Here is a 16,016-nt window from a genome sequence, read left to right on the forward strand (position 1 = left end):
TTTATTTTTTCATATCTGCGAACAGATTATGGTTTTAAAAGACGAATCCGATTTTATGTTCCGGTATATTCTTCTTTTATGGAATGGAATTTTTGTATTAACCCTTCTTCTAATATACATTCTCGTTGCAGTTCTTCCTGCTCATTACTTTCGCACAGATATTTGTTCAGAATATTTAAATAGTCTAATACATGCACTATAGATAAATGAAGATAATATTTAGAGCGGATATATCCATTATTTGCAGCCAGAACAGTACCGTTGTAATTAAGCATGTTTTCCAATTCAATATCGGTGAACTGGAACAAGACCGGATGTCCGGCGTTTCCTGAAATCCGTAAGGTATATTGTGGCTGAAGAAGAAAATTACAAAGAGTAAAAATTTCCTGTCCCGATAATTTTTGAAGTGTTTTTATTTCTTCTTCACTCAATGGGAATTTATTTTTCCAGTAATCAACTGCCTTTTGTTCGCTTGTTCCGGTCGCATGTTGGAATAGGATGCCTGCGCCTACATATATCGAACAAAGAGTAGTAAAGGCATCGGTATGTAAACCTTTTAACATTCGAAGAAAATCAAATTCATGCGGATAATCTCCGGGGGAAGCTTTCTCTGTTTCATCGAATATAGTAGCCGTAATTATGAGGGTAGCTATACGGTCATGAATGCGGGATATTATTTTTTCATCTTCGTAGTCCAGTTGGGCTGTTTCCAGATATGGATTTAAAGGCAAGAAAAAACCGTTCTCGGTAAATAATTTTTTATATAGGGAAGATAGTTTCATTATTTATTATTTTTTCCAAAAATATTTAGTAAATAAAATAAGGACGGTAAATAGCTCCAAACGTCCGATAAACATCACAAAGGATAATATCCATTTGCCGGATTCGGGTATATGGGAATAATCTCCGGCCGGTCCGCTTGCTTCAAGTCCTGGGCCGACATTGCTTATGCAGGAAAGAGCCGCCCCGAACGATTCGTCCATACTGAGACCTAATGCAGTAAGCGAGACCGTACTGGCTACTATCACGAACATGTATACAATAAGAAAAGCCATTGTTTTTGTAACCAGCTCGTGTGATATCAGTTTGCTATTTACCCGTATAGGGACAACGGCATTAGGATGTATAGCCCGGTAAAATTCATTCTTGATATTTTTGATTAAGATAACCATGCGGTCTATCTTTGCCCCGCCGCTGGTAGAACCGGCGCATGCTCCGAAAAACATGAGTATAAGGATAATAACACAGAAGAAAGGTCCCCAGACTGTATAATCGGCCGTGGAAAACCCCGTAGTAGAGATAATAGAAGAAACCTGGAAAAAAGTCATACGGAATGTTTTCTCGAATCCTTCCCATTGACCGGTAATGTATAATCCCGTCATGATGACGATAATAGCTCCTATTACCATAATCAGGAACCAGCGTAACTCTTCGCTGTGGATGAGTTTGGAATAATCGCCTTTTACCGCGCGGTATACCAGTGAGAAATTGATTCCGGCAATAATCATAAATATCGCTATAACATATTCGGTATAAGAAGAATTCCAGTAAATAATACTTTCCTGCCGGGTGGAAAATCCTCCAGTTCCCATAGTACTCATAGCGTGACAAACGGCTTCGAATAAGTTCATGGGCCCCATAAACAGCAAAATTACTAATACGGCAGTAATAGTACAGTAAACCACCCATAGTTTCTTTGCCGTTTGACTGATACGGGGACTAAGTTTATCGTGAGTAACACCGGTCACCTCGGCATTAAATAATTGGATTCCTCCTCCGGAATTAAGCATAGGAAGAACGGCAAGTGTGAAAAGGATAATTCCCATACCTCCCAGCCATTGTATGAGACACCGCCAGATATTAATACCGTGTGGCAGGATATTTATGTTCTCCAGGACTGTAGCTCCGGTAGTTGTAAATCCCGACATGGTTTCAAAAAAAGCATCGACAATACGTGGTGCGTATCCTGAGAAAATAAAGGGCAGCATTCCGAAAAATGAAAAGAATAGCCAAGTGACCGATACTAAGAGAAATCCTTCCCGTTTTCCTACATGGTTGGATGCATTTTTTCCGCATAATACCATGATTCCAGCACATCCTGAGGTAATAAGTAAGGTATAAAGAAACGGCATAAAGTCGCTTCCTCCGTATAAAAGTGAAGTTACTAAAGGTATCAGCATAAAAAAAGCTTCTACAAATAGTAGCAAGCCGATAATTTTTAATAACAGACGATAATTTATTTCTGCCATTTCATTTTTTTTTTAATAAAACAGTTTCTCTATTTTTTGAATAGCAGTATCCAGGCAAAAGACGACTACATGGTCATTCGGCTGTATATGAGTATTACCGGTTACGATCATTCCTTTTCCTTCCCGTATAAGACCACCGATAGTGAGATCTTTTGGTAAAGATAGTTCTTTAATAGGAGCTTTTGTTATTTTAGAACCTTCTTTAGCTACTAGTTCCGCGACTTCAGCATCTGCCAGAGCCATACATTTGGCATTTGAAGAATCTTCAGCCAATAACAATTGGAAAATACGGCTGGCGGCCAACAATTTTTTGTTGATAATAGTACCTATATTTAATCCTTCTGCAGTGGAAATGAATTGTATGTTTTCGACTTCGGCAATCGTTTTGCGTACACCGAACTCCTTAGCGGTAAGGCACGCTAATATGTTCGTTTCCGAGCTGTCCGTCAGTGCTATGAATGCATCTACATCTTTTATCCCTTCTTCTTTTAAAAGTTCCGTATCTCGTCCGTCACCTTGTATGATAATGGTATCATCCATTTTTTCCACGAGTTTGTAACTTTTTTTACGGTCTATTTCAATGAGTTTGATTTTTATATCGTTAGGGGTACAGGCTGCAATGCGTACGGCAATACGGCTGCCTCCCATGATCATTACTTTCTTGATATCTATTTCTTGTTTTCCGGTCAGTATGCGAATGTCTTTAATATGATCAGGCGTAGTCGTAAAATAAACGATATCTCCTAATTTCAATTCGTCGTTACCCCGGGGAATTATGGTCTCGTGTTTCCGTTTTATGGCAGCTATGTGAAAATAACTGTCCGCATTGGTCAGTTCAAACAGTTTTTTATTGAGTATCATTGCTGTATCTCTAAGCCGTACCCCTACCACAATGAGCTCGCCGTTACAAAGTTCGAACCAGTTACGTACCCAGTTTCTTCGTAAAGCAGTACTCACTTCATGGGCAGCTAGCATTTCCGGATAGATAAGTTCGTCGACACCCATTTTTTTGAAAAATTCTTTATTACCCGGTTTCAGGTATTCGTAATTATCTATGCGTGCAACTGTTTTTCGGGCTCCTAAGCTGGATGCTATGGCACATGCCGTAATATTTCGTGTTTCGAACGGGGTTACTGCAATGAAAAGATCGGTATGTTCTACATCTGCCTGTTTTTGCACGTGGAAAGAAGTCGGACTGCCTATTATGGTCATGAGGTTATAACGAGAATCCAGTTCCTGAAGTTTCTCATCATCGGTGTCAATTAATATGATGTCCTGTGCTTCTCTTGAGAGCATTTTGGCAAGGTGGGTTCCAACTTCTCCGGCTCCCGCAATTATTATTTTCATTTTATTATTGTATCGTGTGCAACAACTGTGTTTGTTTTTGAGGAACAATGCTCAATATTGTGTTTAATATACTGTCCTCGTCCATTCCGCATAATTTATATAATTCGTCAACTGTTCCGTGTCCGATAAATTCATCAGGAATACCTATACGTTTTACAGAGACCATGTATCCGTTATCATTCATAAATTCTATGACGGCCATTCCAAGACCGCCTTTGATACTACCGTCTTCGACGGTTATGACCCGTTTGTAATTTTTCCCTACCTCATGCAGGATATCTTCGTCTATAGGTTTTAAAAATATCATATCATAGTGCGCCGCAGAGATTCCTTGCAGGTTTGCTTTTTCAATAACATGGGCGACGGATGTCCCTATAGGGCCTAATGTAAGTATGGCGACATCATTGCCGTCGCGTAATTTGCGGCCTTTGCCATATTCCAGTAACTGAGGCGTACAATGCCAATCGGTCATATTTCCGCGTCCGCGGGGATATCTTATAGCAATAGGGCCCGACAGTTTTTTTTGCGCCGAGTACATTAAATGTTGCAAAAAATGCTCGTCCATCGGAGACGCGATATTCATGTTAGGTATGCAACGCAGATAGCTGAGGTCGAAATTTCCATGATGTGTTACGCCGTCTTCCCCGACAAGACCGGCCCGGTCGATACAAAAAATTACCGGAAGATTTTGTATGGCGACATCGTGAATTACCTGATCGAAAGCACGTTGCAGGAATGTTGAATAAATGCTGCAAAAGGGGATAAGTCCTTCTTTTGCCAGACCGGCAGCGAATGTAACGGCATGTTCTTCGGATATTCCTACGTCAAAGGAACGGGTAGGGTGGGCTTCCATCATATATATCATGGAGCTCCCGGTAGGCATGGCAGGAGTTATGGCGACTATTTTGTCGTTTTTATCGGCCAGCTCCACCAGTGTTTTGCCGAATACGTCCTGAAAACGGGGAGGAAGAGAACTTTCGTCCGACTTTACCCGTTCTCCCGTATCTTTATTGAATTTACCCGGGGCATGCCATGTAGTCGCCTCTTTTTCGGCAGGTTCGTAACCTTTTCCTTTTATCGTGCATAAATGTAGTATCTTGGGACCTGTCATGTCTTTAATATCGTTCAGAACACGAATGATATAACCTATATCATGTCCGTCTATAGGTCCGAAGTAACGTATGTTTAAGCCTTCGAATATATTTTGTTGTTTACTCAGTAAGGCTTTAAGACTATTGTTAAAGCGTAATATTGTACCTCTGTGGGCTTCATCTATAAGCTTAAGACGCCGTAATGTACGGTAAACGTCATAACGCAATTTATTATAACCTTTCGAGGTTGTGATATCTACCAGATAATTATTTAATCCTCCCACGTTATGGTCTATTGCCATATCGTTGTCGTTGAGGATAATGAGCATGTTGTTGGGAATGATGGAGGCGTTGTTCAAACCTTCGAATGCCAAACCTCCGGCTATGGAAGCATCTCCTATAACAGCAATAACCTGCCGTTGCTGTTCATCTTGTAATTGGGTAGCAGTCGCCATTCCCAAAGCGGCAGAAATAGAATTGGATGCGTGTCCGGCTACGAACGCATCGTATTCACTTTCCGAAGGGAGAGGAAAACCGCTAAGGCCGTTTAATTTTCGGTTGGTATGAAAAAGGTCACGTCTTCCCGTTAATATTTTGTGACCGTAAGCTTGGTGGCCGACGTCCCATACGATCCTGTCGTACGGAGTATTGAATACGTAATGTAAAGCGACGGTTAATTCCACTGCACCCATACTGGAAGCGAAATGTCCCGGATTCTTTGATAAAGAATCTATGATAAAGGAGCGGAGTTCGTTGCAAACTTGAGGTAGCTGATCTATGTCGAGTTTACGAAGATCTTCGGGAGAATCCAGAGTGGATAATATATTTGTTTTTTTTGTATCCGTCATATCTGATATATATGAGCAAAATAAAATATTCGGTACGGTTAAATCCAAATTGGTCTAAGAAAGTTATTTCTTATCCTTTTCACGGTTTATTTTTTTATATATGGGGATAAAAATAATAATACCCGATGCTATGATAGTAAATATTACCTGACCGTTTATTCCTCGTCCTCTGATTAATAAGAAACATAGGAATACCCATAATAATACAACGCATAACAATCTGAATATACTGTATTTTCGCATTTTAATTTTCGGTTATTTATAAATAACTACGGGCAGGAAAATTCCTGTCTGTTGTAACTTACAAATATAGATAATGTTTTACAATTGCGAAAATTAAAGTTTTTCTTTTACGGGTTATGTGTATATTCTTTGATATGATATTTCAGTTTGTTGGGAAAGTGTTTTTACGGATATTGCTTATAATGATAAAGATAAGTAGGGTGTTTATAAGACAAAGGCGCTTTAAAAGCGCCTTTGTCTTATAAATTTATTTGATGTTTTCCCTGAATTTTTTCAGATATTGCGTCATTTTTATATTGTCTTTTTCTTTGACTATTTCCAATAAAGTGGATAATTCGGTTCTTATTTTTTCCAATTGTTCCGGAGTATGCGGATTGAACAGGATTTCGGATAATAAATAGTCGTCTTCCGACGAAAGTCCTCGTGCGATAGACATATGCTTTTTAAAGGTAGTTCCGGGAGCGTCCTGGTGTTTCATGACCGCTGCGAACACAAGCGTAGAGGCGAAAGGAATGGATAGCGAGTATGCTATCGTTTCGTCATGCTCTTTGAATGAATATTCGAAAATATTGAGATGCAATTCATTATACAGGTCTTTGAAAAAGACTTTACCCAGATGGTCGCTTTCGGTGATAATGATCGTGTTTTGTGTACTCAAGTCACTCAGGTTTGCAAATGTGGGTCCGAACATGGGATGGGTTGATACGAACGGATGCCCCGCTTGTTTGTAAAATTCCGGTAATCCTGTTTTTACCGATGCGATATCCGATAATATACAATTCTTGGATAAATATGGTAATATCATTTTAAAAGCATCGATAGTATATTTTACGGTAGCAGCGTTAATAACAAGTTCAGGCTTGAAATCGGTTATCTCTTCCGGACGGGACATACGTATAGTATTGAATGTAAAACGCAGTCTCTGTAAATCGGTGTCGAACATAGCGACCTCATGTTTAAAACTTAGTACGTCCGCAAAAAACGAGCCCATTTTCCCGGCCCCTAAAATCAATATTTTCATGACCTGTGCTTCTATTTATTTATAATTTCGATTTGCTGACGTACCGATTCTTCATGGATTGCCTGCAATACCAGTTTCATAAATTCTCCGTCCATACCCAGTTCCATAGCTTGAGAGATACGTTTACTCAATATCTCATCATATCGGGTTGCTTGTAATACAGGCATGCTATGTTCTTTTTTATATTGCCCTATTTCTCTGGAAATACGCATACGTTTAGATAGAAGTTCCAGGAGCTGGTTATCCAGAATATCTATCTGGCTGCGTAATTCTGCCAGATTTTCAGTGGTTTGTGTGGTGTCACGAATAACCAGCATATGTAAGATATAATTCAGTACATCGGGAGTAATCTGCTGATTTTTATCACTCCATGCGCAATCCGGTTCGCAATGGGTTTCCACTATAAGACCGTCGTATCCCAGGTCCATGGCCTGTTGAGAAAGAGGAGCTATCAATTCTCTTTTACCACCCATATGGCTGGGATCACAGTAAATAGGAAGATTTGGCATACGTCTTCTCAATTCAATCGGTATGTGCCATTGAGGTTGATTACGGTAAATCTGCTTATCATAAGTACTGAATCCCCGGTGGATAACTCCGAGTTTGTGTATTCCCGCGTTATAAATACGTTCGACAGCCCCTATCCATAATTCCAGATCGGGATTTACAGGATTCTTGATAAGAACGGGAATATCCACGCCTTTAAGAGCATCGGCTATTTCTTGTACGGCAAAGGGATTGGCGGCAGTACGGGCTCCTATCCATAGCATGTCAATACCATGTTTCAATGCTTCGAATACGTGGCGTTCTGTGGCAACTTCGGTAGAGATGTACATCTCTGTCTCTTCTTTTACGCGTTTTAACCAGGTAAGTCCTTCTACCCCGACCCCTTCGAATCCTCCGGGTTTTGTACGGGGTTTCCATATTCCTGCACGAAATATTTTTATTCCTTGTGAGGCCAGCTCTTTGGCTGTTCTCATTACTTGTTCTTCTGTCTCTGCGCTGCAAGGACCGGCTATGATTAATGGTCTTTTCGCTTCTATACCGGGAAGCAGGATAGGTTCTAAATCTTTCATTGGGATATATTTTATTTATTTTCTTTAAAATTTAATGTCTTTATACGTTGAAGTGCTTTTTCCAGGACATCCTCAGTTGCACATAAAGAGATTCTTATATAGCGGTCTCCTTGGCTGCCGAAAATAAAACCGGGAGTGATAAATACATTAGCATCGTATAAAACCCGGTCTGCCAATGCTTCCCCGCTATTTGCGGTATCGGGAACTTTGCCCCACAGGAAAAGACCTTTTTGTCCAGAATCGAATGTGCATCCGAGAGCATTCATGATTTTTTCGGCAACCAAACGTCGTGACGCATATTGGCGGTTGAGGGAATCATACCAGTCTTTACCGCAATGTAAAGCTGTTACGGCTGCCGATTGTAGCGGACGGAACATTCCTGAATCGATATTACTTTTTACCCGTAATATCCATTCGATGAATTGGGAGTTCGAAGCCAGCATACCGATGCGCCATCCGCTCATATTATGGGATTTGCTCAATGAATTCATCTCTATGCATATTTCTTTGGCTCCTGCAATTTCGAGGATGCTCAACGGATTATCGTTTAAGATAAAACTGTACGGATTGTCATTCACAATTATAATTTTGTGGCGTTTCCCGAATTCTACCAGACGGGTGAATAATTCGATAGTCGCACAGGTTCCGGTAGGCATATGAGGATAATTTACCCACATAAGTTTTATTTTTTCGAGAGGCATTTTTTCAAGCGCTTCGAAATCAGGCATCCATCCGTTTTCTTCCTGAAGGTCATATGTGTAAATATCCGCTTCGGCGAGACGGCTTACCGAACAGTAAGTAGGATAGCCTGGATTAGGAACGAGAACTCCGTCCCCCGGGTTAAGAAATGCCAGAGAAATATGCAAGATACCTTCTTTCGAGCCTATCAAAGGTTGAATTTCTGTTTTAGGGTTTAATGTTACTCTATACCATTTTTTATACCATTCTGCAAATGCCTGCCTCAATTCGGGAATACCGACATAAGGCTGGTATACATGAGTGTCGTCCCGTCGGCTTTCCCGGCATAAGGTTTCTATGGTGTCGGCGTGAGGCGGCCGGTCCGGTCCGCCGATGCCCAGGCTTATTACCTGTTTTCCGTTGGCATTCATTTCAGCTATTTCTCTTAATTTTTTTGAGAAATAATATTCGCTGATGTTGTTTACCCGGTTTGCCGGGGTTATTTCAGATAGTTTGGGTGCATTCTGCATATTCTCCAAGTATTTTAAAGTCTTTAGTTAATGGTCTTATTGCGTCGAGAGATTGTTTGTACCGGGTAAAGTTGTCAAAGGTTACATCTACGTAGAAGCGGTATTCCCATTCTCTTCCGATGATAGGTAATGACTGTATCTTAGATAGATTGATATCATAAAAAGATAAGATAGTAAGAACTTTTGACAGGCTGCCGTGTGTATGGGGAAGACTGAAAACCAGAGATGCTTTGTTTATAGTATGTCTGGCCGTGTATTCTTCTCCGGCAAAACGGTCTGCCAGAATCAGAAAACGGGTAAAATTCCGTTTATTGGTTTCGATCCCTCTTGCGAGGATGTTTAGACCGTAAATTTGTGCTGCGAGCTCTCCGCATATGGCTGCATGTCCTTTTAGTGAATTTTCCGATATTTCTTTTGCACTTCCTGCTGTGTCGTCCTTTTCTACGATCTTCATGTGCGGATTGCTTTTGAGGAATTCTTCACATTGCATTAATGCGATAGGGTGGGAATTCACTTCTGTGACAGTTTGCAGGGTATCGTCCGGAAGAGCAGCCAGTACATGGGAAATGCGTAATTTATATTCACCTATGATGTTTAATTCACTTTTACGTAATAACTCGTGGTTTTGTAATAAACTACCCGCAATCGTATTTTCGATTGCCATGATTCCCAATAAAGTGCAGTCATCGTTCATTTTTGCAAATAACTCCGGAAAACTCATGCACGGAACGGCTTCTATTTCTTCCTGATAAAAATAAGAACGTGCGGCAGCTTCATGATAACAGCCTGTTACTCCTTGTATAGCAATTCTTTTCTTTTCCATTTTATAGTCATAAAATAAAAATCCCATCTTTTGGCAAAGGTGGGATTTGTCTTTTTATTTGAAATTCGTATTTATAACAGCAACAACCCACCTTACATTTTTAGTAAAGAAAAAATAAAGGCCGTAAAAGAAAAATGTATGATTGACGTTCATTGTCGTATCGTATTAAAATAAAAAATCCCGTTTGTTCGAAACGGGATTTTAATATATTATTTTGTTTTTATCGTTTTTGTGTTTTACATAAAACCCCGTTTTTATTTTTTTCCGAAATAAAAATAAAAATAAAAGTAATATGCAAAATTCAGATTTTTCATTGTTTGTAAATTGTCATTTTTCTGTGACAAAAGTAATGATTAGTTTCTTCTTTCCAAACTTTTTGCGGCTTTTTTTGATGTAATATTAAAAAAATAAGTTTGAGGACTCGGTGGAGAATAATACAATTCTGAATACCGGAAATATGATTAAAATAAACCAAGATAATGTGTGTAAGTATTTAAAAATATATATTATGCTTTGGAATATATATGTTGGTAAGTATGGCAATAATGAAGTAAACAGGGAACCTTTTTATTAAAAAATAAGCAGGAATAGTAACTTTTACGAAATTTTCTTTATCTTTGAACGATTTATAAAGGAGGCAAATATGAAAGCTGTAGAGCAGATACTGGTAAATGGTATAGAAAACGCATTTAAAGAGGCGATAGCAAAAGCTGATGAGAAGAATTTGGCATTATCCGATATGTACATACGGATAAAAAATGAGGAAGCTTCTTTTACTATATATGATGATACCGATAATGTATTGGTCCAGGTGAATGTTGATGAACTCAGTGAATGGAAAGATCCTTCGGACGAGGGTTATGAAATGGCTTTAACCGGATTCCTGAAACAAATATTGAATACTCCCTCATTGAAATCTGAATTTGAAAAGCTCAATATATTAACTCCTTTTTCGGTTGTGCTGGTCGATGATGATTTTGAGGCAATTGCCGAGTTATTGACTATAGATGATGAAAATATTTATCTTGAAGATAATTTCTGGAACAAAATGGATAAGGAACTGGATGAATTTTTTGAAAATCTGATGAAAGATGTAAAATAAGAATATACTGAAAAAATAATATAAAGTGCCGGTCATTATTCTCTATGAACGGCATTTTCGTGTTTTGTACCCAATATAAAAGATAAATCATGAAATAAAAAATATAGAATTGTAAACTATTAATATGAAAAAAATAATTCTATCAATTGCATTATGTCTTTATTGTATTATAACATTCGGACAAAATCTAACTCAAGAAATTGAAAAAGTGATACAAGAGAAACAGGCTTCTATAGGCGTGGCAGTCATGTATGGAGACAAAACTTTTGCTGTCGCCAATCATAAAAAATATCCAATCATGAGTGTATTCAAATTTCATATTGCAGTAACAGCATTAAAAAAGATGGAAACGGAAAATATACCTTTAGATAGTATGATATATATAGAGCCAAAACAAATCCATAAAAAAACATTTAGCCCATTAAGAGATAAATATCCAAATCAAAGAATACACCTATCATATCGAGATATGATAGAATATACAGTTGCACATAGCGATAATAACACATGTGATTTACTGATAGAATTTGTAGGAGGGATAAAGAATGTGGATACATATATAAAATCACTTGGAATTAAAGACCTAAATCTTACGGAGACGGAACATGATATGCATGAAAACATAATGAATTGCTACAATAATTGGAGTACGCCTTTATCTATTGCACAATTATTAAAGAAAGTCTATACAGAAAATATTTTGACTGAAGACCACTTTACTTTTTTAGAAAAAATCATGCTTAATTGTTCTTCAGGAAAAGACAAATTAAAAGCAGGATTGCCTGCAGACATTAAGATAGCTCACAAAACAGGACATTCAGATCGCACTTCTGACGGTTTGCAAATAAGCGAGGCTGATGCCGGGGTTATTTATTTACCTAATGGAGAAAAATGTTATATTGTGGTTTTGATAAAAGATTCTCGAGAGTCGGATAAAGACAATGCTAAAATAATGGCAGATATAGCGAATTTAACTTTTAGAATTTATAATACCGGTATTTAATATATGAATTACCCCAATAATATAATACGTACAAAAGGGCTCTTTTTTCAGAGCTCTTTTGTATTTAGATATTCTCTTATACTGAAATAGAGTTATACCTAAAGATGAAAAAAATCAAGTATTAGTTTGAATATCGAAACTAAACAACTATTTTTGCGGTCGCATTTTGTAAACGTGTGTACAAATATCTTTGTTCTTGTTATACAAAGCATATTATCGTATTGATTATAAGTTTAATATTAAATAAATTCGAAAGAATGAACGTTTCGCAACAAAACACTGACAAATTAAATGCAGTAATTTCTATTGAGGTTACTAAAGCAGATTACCAGGAGAGTGTAAATAAAGCTCTGCGCACTTATGGCCAGAAAGCAAATATTCCCGGTTTCCGTAAAGGAAAAGTTCCCTTTGGTATACTCAACAAGATGTTCGGAAAATCTGTGTTGGTAGAAGAGATCAATAAGTTGGTTTCTGATAAACTTTTCGGATATATTCGTGAAAATCAATTAAATATTTTAGGTGAACCTATGCCTGTAGAAAATCAGGAAATTGATTTTGATAAACAGGAAGATTTTACCTTTAATTTCGATATAGCTTTGGCTCCGGAAATAAAAGTTTCACTGAATAAAGATGTACATGTTCCTTATTATAATATCACCGTGGATGATGATATGGTTAATAAACAGATAGACGCTTTTGCAAACCGCTATGGAAAACAAGTAGTAGTGGAAGAAGTGGGAGAAAAAGATCTGGTGAAAGGTTCAATGGTGGAACTGAATGAGGATGGAACATCTAAAGAAGGAGGAATTGTGGTGGAATCTACGGTCGTTTCTCCTTATTATTTTAAAAATGAAGATGAGAAAGCTAAATTTGTCGGTGCTAAAACAGGTGCTAAAGTCGTATTCAACCCGGCAAATACCTGTGATGCGAATCCGGCTGAACTGGCTTCGATGCTGAATATTGATAAGGCTGTTGCTGCTGATGTGAAGTCTTCTTTTGAAATGACCATTAAGGAAATTACAGGTTTGAAACCTGCTGAAATGGATCAGGAATTCTTTGATAATGTATTTGGTAAAGATACGGTAAAATCGGAAGATGAATTCAAGGCAAAAGTTCGTGAATTCATTGCCATGCAATTAGCTCCCGAAAGTAATTATAAGTTCGGTATCGATGCACGTGAAGTCATTGAAAAACAAATCGGGGAATTTGATTTACCTGATACTTTCCTGAAACGTTGGTTGTTGGCTACCAATAAAGAACGCAAAGCAGAAACTATCGATGACGAATATACAAAAATGTTGCCGGACCTTAAATGGCATCTTATCAAAGAACAGATTGCTAAAGATACTCAATTGAAGATAGAAGACGCCGATCTTATGATTATGGCTAAGAACGTAGCTGCATCGCAATTTGCTCAATACGGAATGACCGGACTTCCTGACGATGTATTGGAAAAATATGCTAAAGAAATGCTGGATAACCGGGAAACAAAAAGCAATTTGATAGATCGTGTTACTGAAACCAAGATACTTGCCGGTATTAAAGACGCTGTGACATTAGATGAAAAATCTATATCCAGCGAAGATTTCTACAAAATGTTTGAGAATAAATAAGACCTTATAGATATTCTCTTTTAAGGAACCCGCTCTGTTCAAATGCAGAGCGGGTTTTTATTTAGGTTTTCCTTTTTACCGGAAATAAATTTGTGACTATAAAATATGGTTACTTGCATGTCAATGTTTATATTTGCACTCCTTTTGCTGAAAATGTGTAAAGACAGTTCTTGCAATTATGCGGATAAATAGAAAATCCTTCGGGATTTTTGTTTTATAGAACAAAATTTACAGTGTGTAATTCTTAATGATATTAAATACTGTTTTCCGCGTGAATAAAACTTGCAGGATTCTTGAATTTATTTATAACTTTGTTTGTTAGTATAATAGAAAACCAATTAAAAAGAACATATTTATGGCTAATGACTTTAGAAATTATGCGGTAAAACATCTGGGGATGAACGGGCTGGCTATAGACCAGTATATGGCGGCTTCGGATATTACCAGTAGTTACATTTCTCCGACCATTATCGAAGAGCGTCAGCTCAATATCGCTCAAATGGACGTGTTTTCCCGTTTGATGATGGATCGTATTATATTTATGGGAACTCAGGTAGATGATTATTCCGCCAATGTGATTCAGGCCCAGTTGCTTTATCTGGATTCGGCCGATCCCGGAAAAGACATATCTATTTATTTCAATAGTCCCGGAGGTTCGGTATATGCAGGATTAGGCATTTATGATACTATGCAATATATTAGCAGCGATGTATCCACTATATGTACAGGCATGGCGGCATCGATGGCTGCTGTATTATTAGTATCTGGAACCAAAGGAAAAAGATTCGCTTTACAGCATTCTCGCGTAATGATTCACCAGCCGATGGGTGGTGCTCAGGGGCAGGCTTCCGATATAGAGATTACGGCTCGGGAAATACAAAAACTTAAAAAAGAACTTTACACCATAATAGCCGAACATTCCGGAAATTCTTATGAAAAGGTAGAAAGAGATTCCGATCGAGATTACTGGATGACTGCTGTCGAAGCAAAAGAATACGGTATGATTGATGATGTATTGATAAAAGCGGCCCGTTGATATAAAGGCCCGCAGTTATATAACCTAAACAAGAATGGCAAAAAAAGAAAACAGATGTAGCTTTTGTGGCCGCTCCGAACACGAAGTTAATTTGCTTATGCCCGGCCGTGACGGATGCATTTGCGATATGTGTGCCGAGCAAGCCTATCTCATAACAGAAGAATATTTGAACAAAAAGAAGTCGGGAAACAAGAATGATTTGGGTTTCACCAAGCAGGATCTGCCTCGTCCGGCCGATATTAAAGCATTTCTGGACCAGTATGTTATAGGACAGGATGCCGCCAAGCGTTATCTTTCCGTATCGGTGTATAACCATTATAAACGGCTGATGCAGAACTTTTCTCAGGATGATGATGTGGAAATCGAGAAATCCAATATTATCATGGTGGGACCTACGGGGACAGGAAAAACTTTGCTGGCAAAAACAATCGCCAGGCTGCTGAAAGTACCGTTCACGATTGTCGATGCAACAGTGCTTACCGAAGCCGGATACGTAGGGGAAGATATAGAAAGTATTCTTACCCGTTTATTGCAGGTGGCTGATTATGATGTTGCCGCTGCCGAACGTGGTATAGTTTTTATCGATGAAATAGATAAAATTGCACGTAAAAGCGATAATCCGTCGATAACGAGGGATGTTAGCGGCGAAGGAGTTCAGCAAGGGCTCTTAAAATTACTGGAGGGTTCTATTGTGAATGTTCCCCCTCAGGGAGGACGTAAGCATCCGGAACAAAAAATGATCCCCGTAAATACTAAAAACATACTATATATTTGCGGAGGGGCTTTTGATGGAATAGAGCGTAAAATAGCCATGCGCCTTAACACTCATGTGGTAGGATATAATAGAGGGAACCGTCATTCTGTAGCCGATCGCGATAATATGTTGCAATATGTGGCGCCTCAGGATTTAAAGGCTTTCGGCCTGATTCCCGAGATAATAGGCCGCTTACCTATACTTACTTCGTTACAGCCGTTGGATAAGGAATCTTTGCGCCGTATACTCGTCGAACCGAAAAATTCCATTATTAAACAATATATCAAGTTGTTCGATATGGATGGGGTTACTCTTACATTTGATGACGATGTGCTGGACTATGTTGTAGAGAAAGCTATTGAATTTAAGTTAGGAGCACGCGGTTTGAGGTCTATAGTCGAGACTATTATGATGGATGCCATGTACGAGATACCGTCTTCCAATAAGAAGAAATTGACTATTACCCAAAAATATGCTGCGGAGAAACTTGAAAAAGCAAATTTGTTGGCGTTGCATTAAAAAATAATCAAGAAAAAATTGGAGAAATCAAAGAGATATTTATAAATTTGTTACAGTCAATTATGCTAAAAAACTGTTTTGAA

The 16,016-nt window shown here is 38.3% G+C and carries 13 protein-coding genes; 5 read left to right on the forward strand and 8 right to left on the reverse strand.

Annotated elements, in window-relative coordinates; translation table 11 throughout:
- Positions 1-53: 53 nt before the first annotated feature.
- From OCV73_RS03140 to OCV73_RS03175, 8 genes are all read right to left on the reverse strand, one after another.
- Positions 54-782, reverse strand: coding sequence for a hypothetical protein (locus OCV73_RS03140; RefSeq protein ID WP_147548949.1), 729 nt, complete (start codon positions 780-782; stop codon positions 54-56).
- 6 nt (positions 783-788) lie between these two features.
- On the reverse strand, positions 789-2,249 hold the full coding sequence (locus OCV73_RS03145) for a TrkH family potassium uptake protein (protein WP_147548951.1): 1,461 nt from the start codon (positions 2,247-2,249) through the stop codon (positions 789-791).
- Positions 2,250-2,261: 12 nt separating this feature from the next.
- Complete coding sequence (gene trkA, locus OCV73_RS03150) at positions 2,262-3,596, reverse strand: Trk system potassium transporter TrkA (RefSeq protein ID WP_147548953.1); 1,335 nt, start codon at positions 3,594-3,596, stop codon at positions 2,262-2,264.
- Between the two features lie 4 nt (positions 3,597-3,600).
- A complete protein-coding gene (gene dxs / locus OCV73_RS03155) occupies positions 3,601-5,535 on the reverse strand; it encodes a 1-deoxy-D-xylulose-5-phosphate synthase (RefSeq protein ID WP_147548956.1) in 1,935 nt (644 codons plus the stop codon).
- Positions 5,536-6,025: 490 nt separating this feature from the next.
- Complete coding sequence (locus OCV73_RS03160) at positions 6,026-6,799, reverse strand: prephenate dehydrogenase/arogenate dehydrogenase family protein (protein ID WP_147548960.1); 774 nt, start codon at positions 6,797-6,799, stop codon at positions 6,026-6,028.
- Between the two features lie 11 nt (positions 6,800-6,810).
- The gene (locus OCV73_RS03165) at positions 6,811-7,875 is read right to left on the reverse strand and encodes a bifunctional 3-deoxy-7-phosphoheptulonate synthase/chorismate mutase type II (RefSeq protein WP_147548962.1); all 1,065 of its coding nucleotides are present in this window, start codon (positions 7,873-7,875) and stop codon (positions 6,811-6,813) included.
- 11 nt (positions 7,876-7,886) lie between these two features.
- Positions 7,887-9,083 carry a pyridoxal phosphate-dependent aminotransferase gene (locus OCV73_RS03170; RefSeq protein ID WP_147548964.1) on the reverse strand — a complete coding sequence of 399 codons (1,197 nt, stop codon included), beginning with the start codon at positions 9,081-9,083 and terminating at the stop codon, positions 7,887-7,889.
- Entirely contained in the window at positions 9,058-9,906 is an 849-nt protein-coding gene (locus OCV73_RS03175; RefSeq protein ID WP_147548966.1) for a prephenate dehydratase, read from the reverse strand. The genes OCV73_RS03170 and OCV73_RS03175 overlap by 26 nt, the downstream gene beginning before the upstream one ends.
- 643 nt (positions 9,907-10,549) lie before the next feature.
- Between OCV73_RS03175 and OCV73_RS03180 the strand changes: the two genes are divergently transcribed.
- The 5 genes from OCV73_RS03180 (at position 10,550) to clpX (ending at position 15,933) form a co-directional block, all read left to right on the forward strand.
- Positions 10,550-11,008, forward strand: coding sequence for a hypothetical protein (locus OCV73_RS03180; protein ID WP_147548969.1), 459 nt, complete (start codon positions 10,550-10,552; stop codon positions 11,006-11,008).
- Between the two features lie 124 nt (positions 11,009-11,132).
- Complete coding sequence (gene bla, locus OCV73_RS03185; protein ID WP_147548971.1) at positions 11,133-12,011, forward strand: class A beta-lactamase; 879 nt, start codon at positions 11,133-11,135, stop codon at positions 12,009-12,011.
- A 257-nt stretch (positions 12,012-12,268) separates the two neighbouring features.
- A complete protein-coding gene (gene tig / locus OCV73_RS03190; protein ID WP_147548973.1) occupies positions 12,269-13,624 on the forward strand; it encodes a trigger factor in 1,356 nt (451 codons plus the stop codon).
- Positions 13,625-13,979: 355 nt separating this feature from the next.
- A complete protein-coding gene (gene clpP / locus OCV73_RS03195) occupies positions 13,980-14,660 on the forward strand; it encodes an ATP-dependent Clp endopeptidase proteolytic subunit ClpP (protein ID WP_147548975.1) in 681 nt (226 codons plus the stop codon).
- Positions 14,661-14,694: 34 nt separating this feature from the next.
- Positions 14,695-15,933: an ATP-dependent Clp protease ATP-binding subunit ClpX gene (clpX, locus tag OCV73_RS03200; protein WP_147548977.1), complete on the forward strand. Its 1,239-nt coding sequence runs from the start codon at positions 14,695-14,697 to the stop codon at positions 15,931-15,933.
- Positions 15,934-16,016: the final 83 nt, after the last annotated feature.

Source organism: Barnesiella propionica (assembly GCF_025567045.1).
GTDB lineage: Bacteria > Bacteroidota > Bacteroidia > Bacteroidales > Barnesiellaceae > Barnesiella_B > Barnesiella_B propionica.

Bases quoted from the DNA above. Each gene is read 5' to 3' on its own strand.
- OCV73_RS03145 (WP_147548951.1), bottom strand. From the start codon at position 2,249: ATGGCAGAAATAAATTATCGTCTGTTATTAAAAATTATCGGCTTGCTA.
- OCV73_RS03170 (WP_147548964.1), bottom strand. From the start codon at position 9,083: ATGCAGAATGCACCCAAACTATCTGAAATAACCCCGGCAAACCGGGTA.
- tig (WP_147548973.1), top strand. From the start codon at position 12,269: ATGAACGTTTCGCAACAAAACACTGACAAATTAAATGCAGTAATTTCT.
- OCV73_RS03180 (WP_147548969.1), top strand. From the start codon at position 10,550: ATGAAAGCTGTAGAGCAGATACTGGTAAATGGTATAGAAAACGCATTT.
- clpX (WP_147548977.1), top strand. From the start codon at position 14,695: ATGGCAAAAAAAGAAAACAGATGTAGCTTTTGTGGCCGCTCCGAACAC.
- OCV73_RS03160 (WP_147548960.1), bottom strand. From the start codon at position 6,799: ATGAAAATATTGATTTTAGGGGCCGGGAAAATGGGCTCGTTTTTTGCG.
- OCV73_RS03175 (WP_147548966.1), bottom strand. From the start codon at position 9,906: ATGGAAAAGAAAAGAATTGCTATACAAGGAGTAACAGGCTGTTATCAT.
- bla (WP_147548971.1), top strand. From the start codon at position 11,133: ATGAAAAAAATAATTCTATCAATTGCATTATGTCTTTATTGTATTATA.
- clpP (WP_147548975.1), top strand. From the start codon at position 13,980: ATGGCTAATGACTTTAGAAATTATGCGGTAAAACATCTGGGGATGAAC.
- OCV73_RS03140 (WP_147548949.1), bottom strand. From the start codon at position 782: ATGAAACTATCTTCCCTATATAAAAAATTATTTACCGAGAACGGTTTT.
- OCV73_RS03165 (WP_147548962.1), bottom strand. From the start codon at position 7,875: ATGAAAGATTTAGAACCTATCCTGCTTCCCGGTATAGAAGCGAAAAGA.
- dxs (WP_147548956.1), bottom strand. From the start codon at position 5,535: ATGACGGATACAAAAAAAACAAATATATTATCCACTCTGGATTCTCCC.
- trkA (WP_147548953.1), bottom strand. From the start codon at position 3,596: ATGAAAATAATAATTGCGGGAGCCGGAGAAGTTGGAACCCACCTTGCC.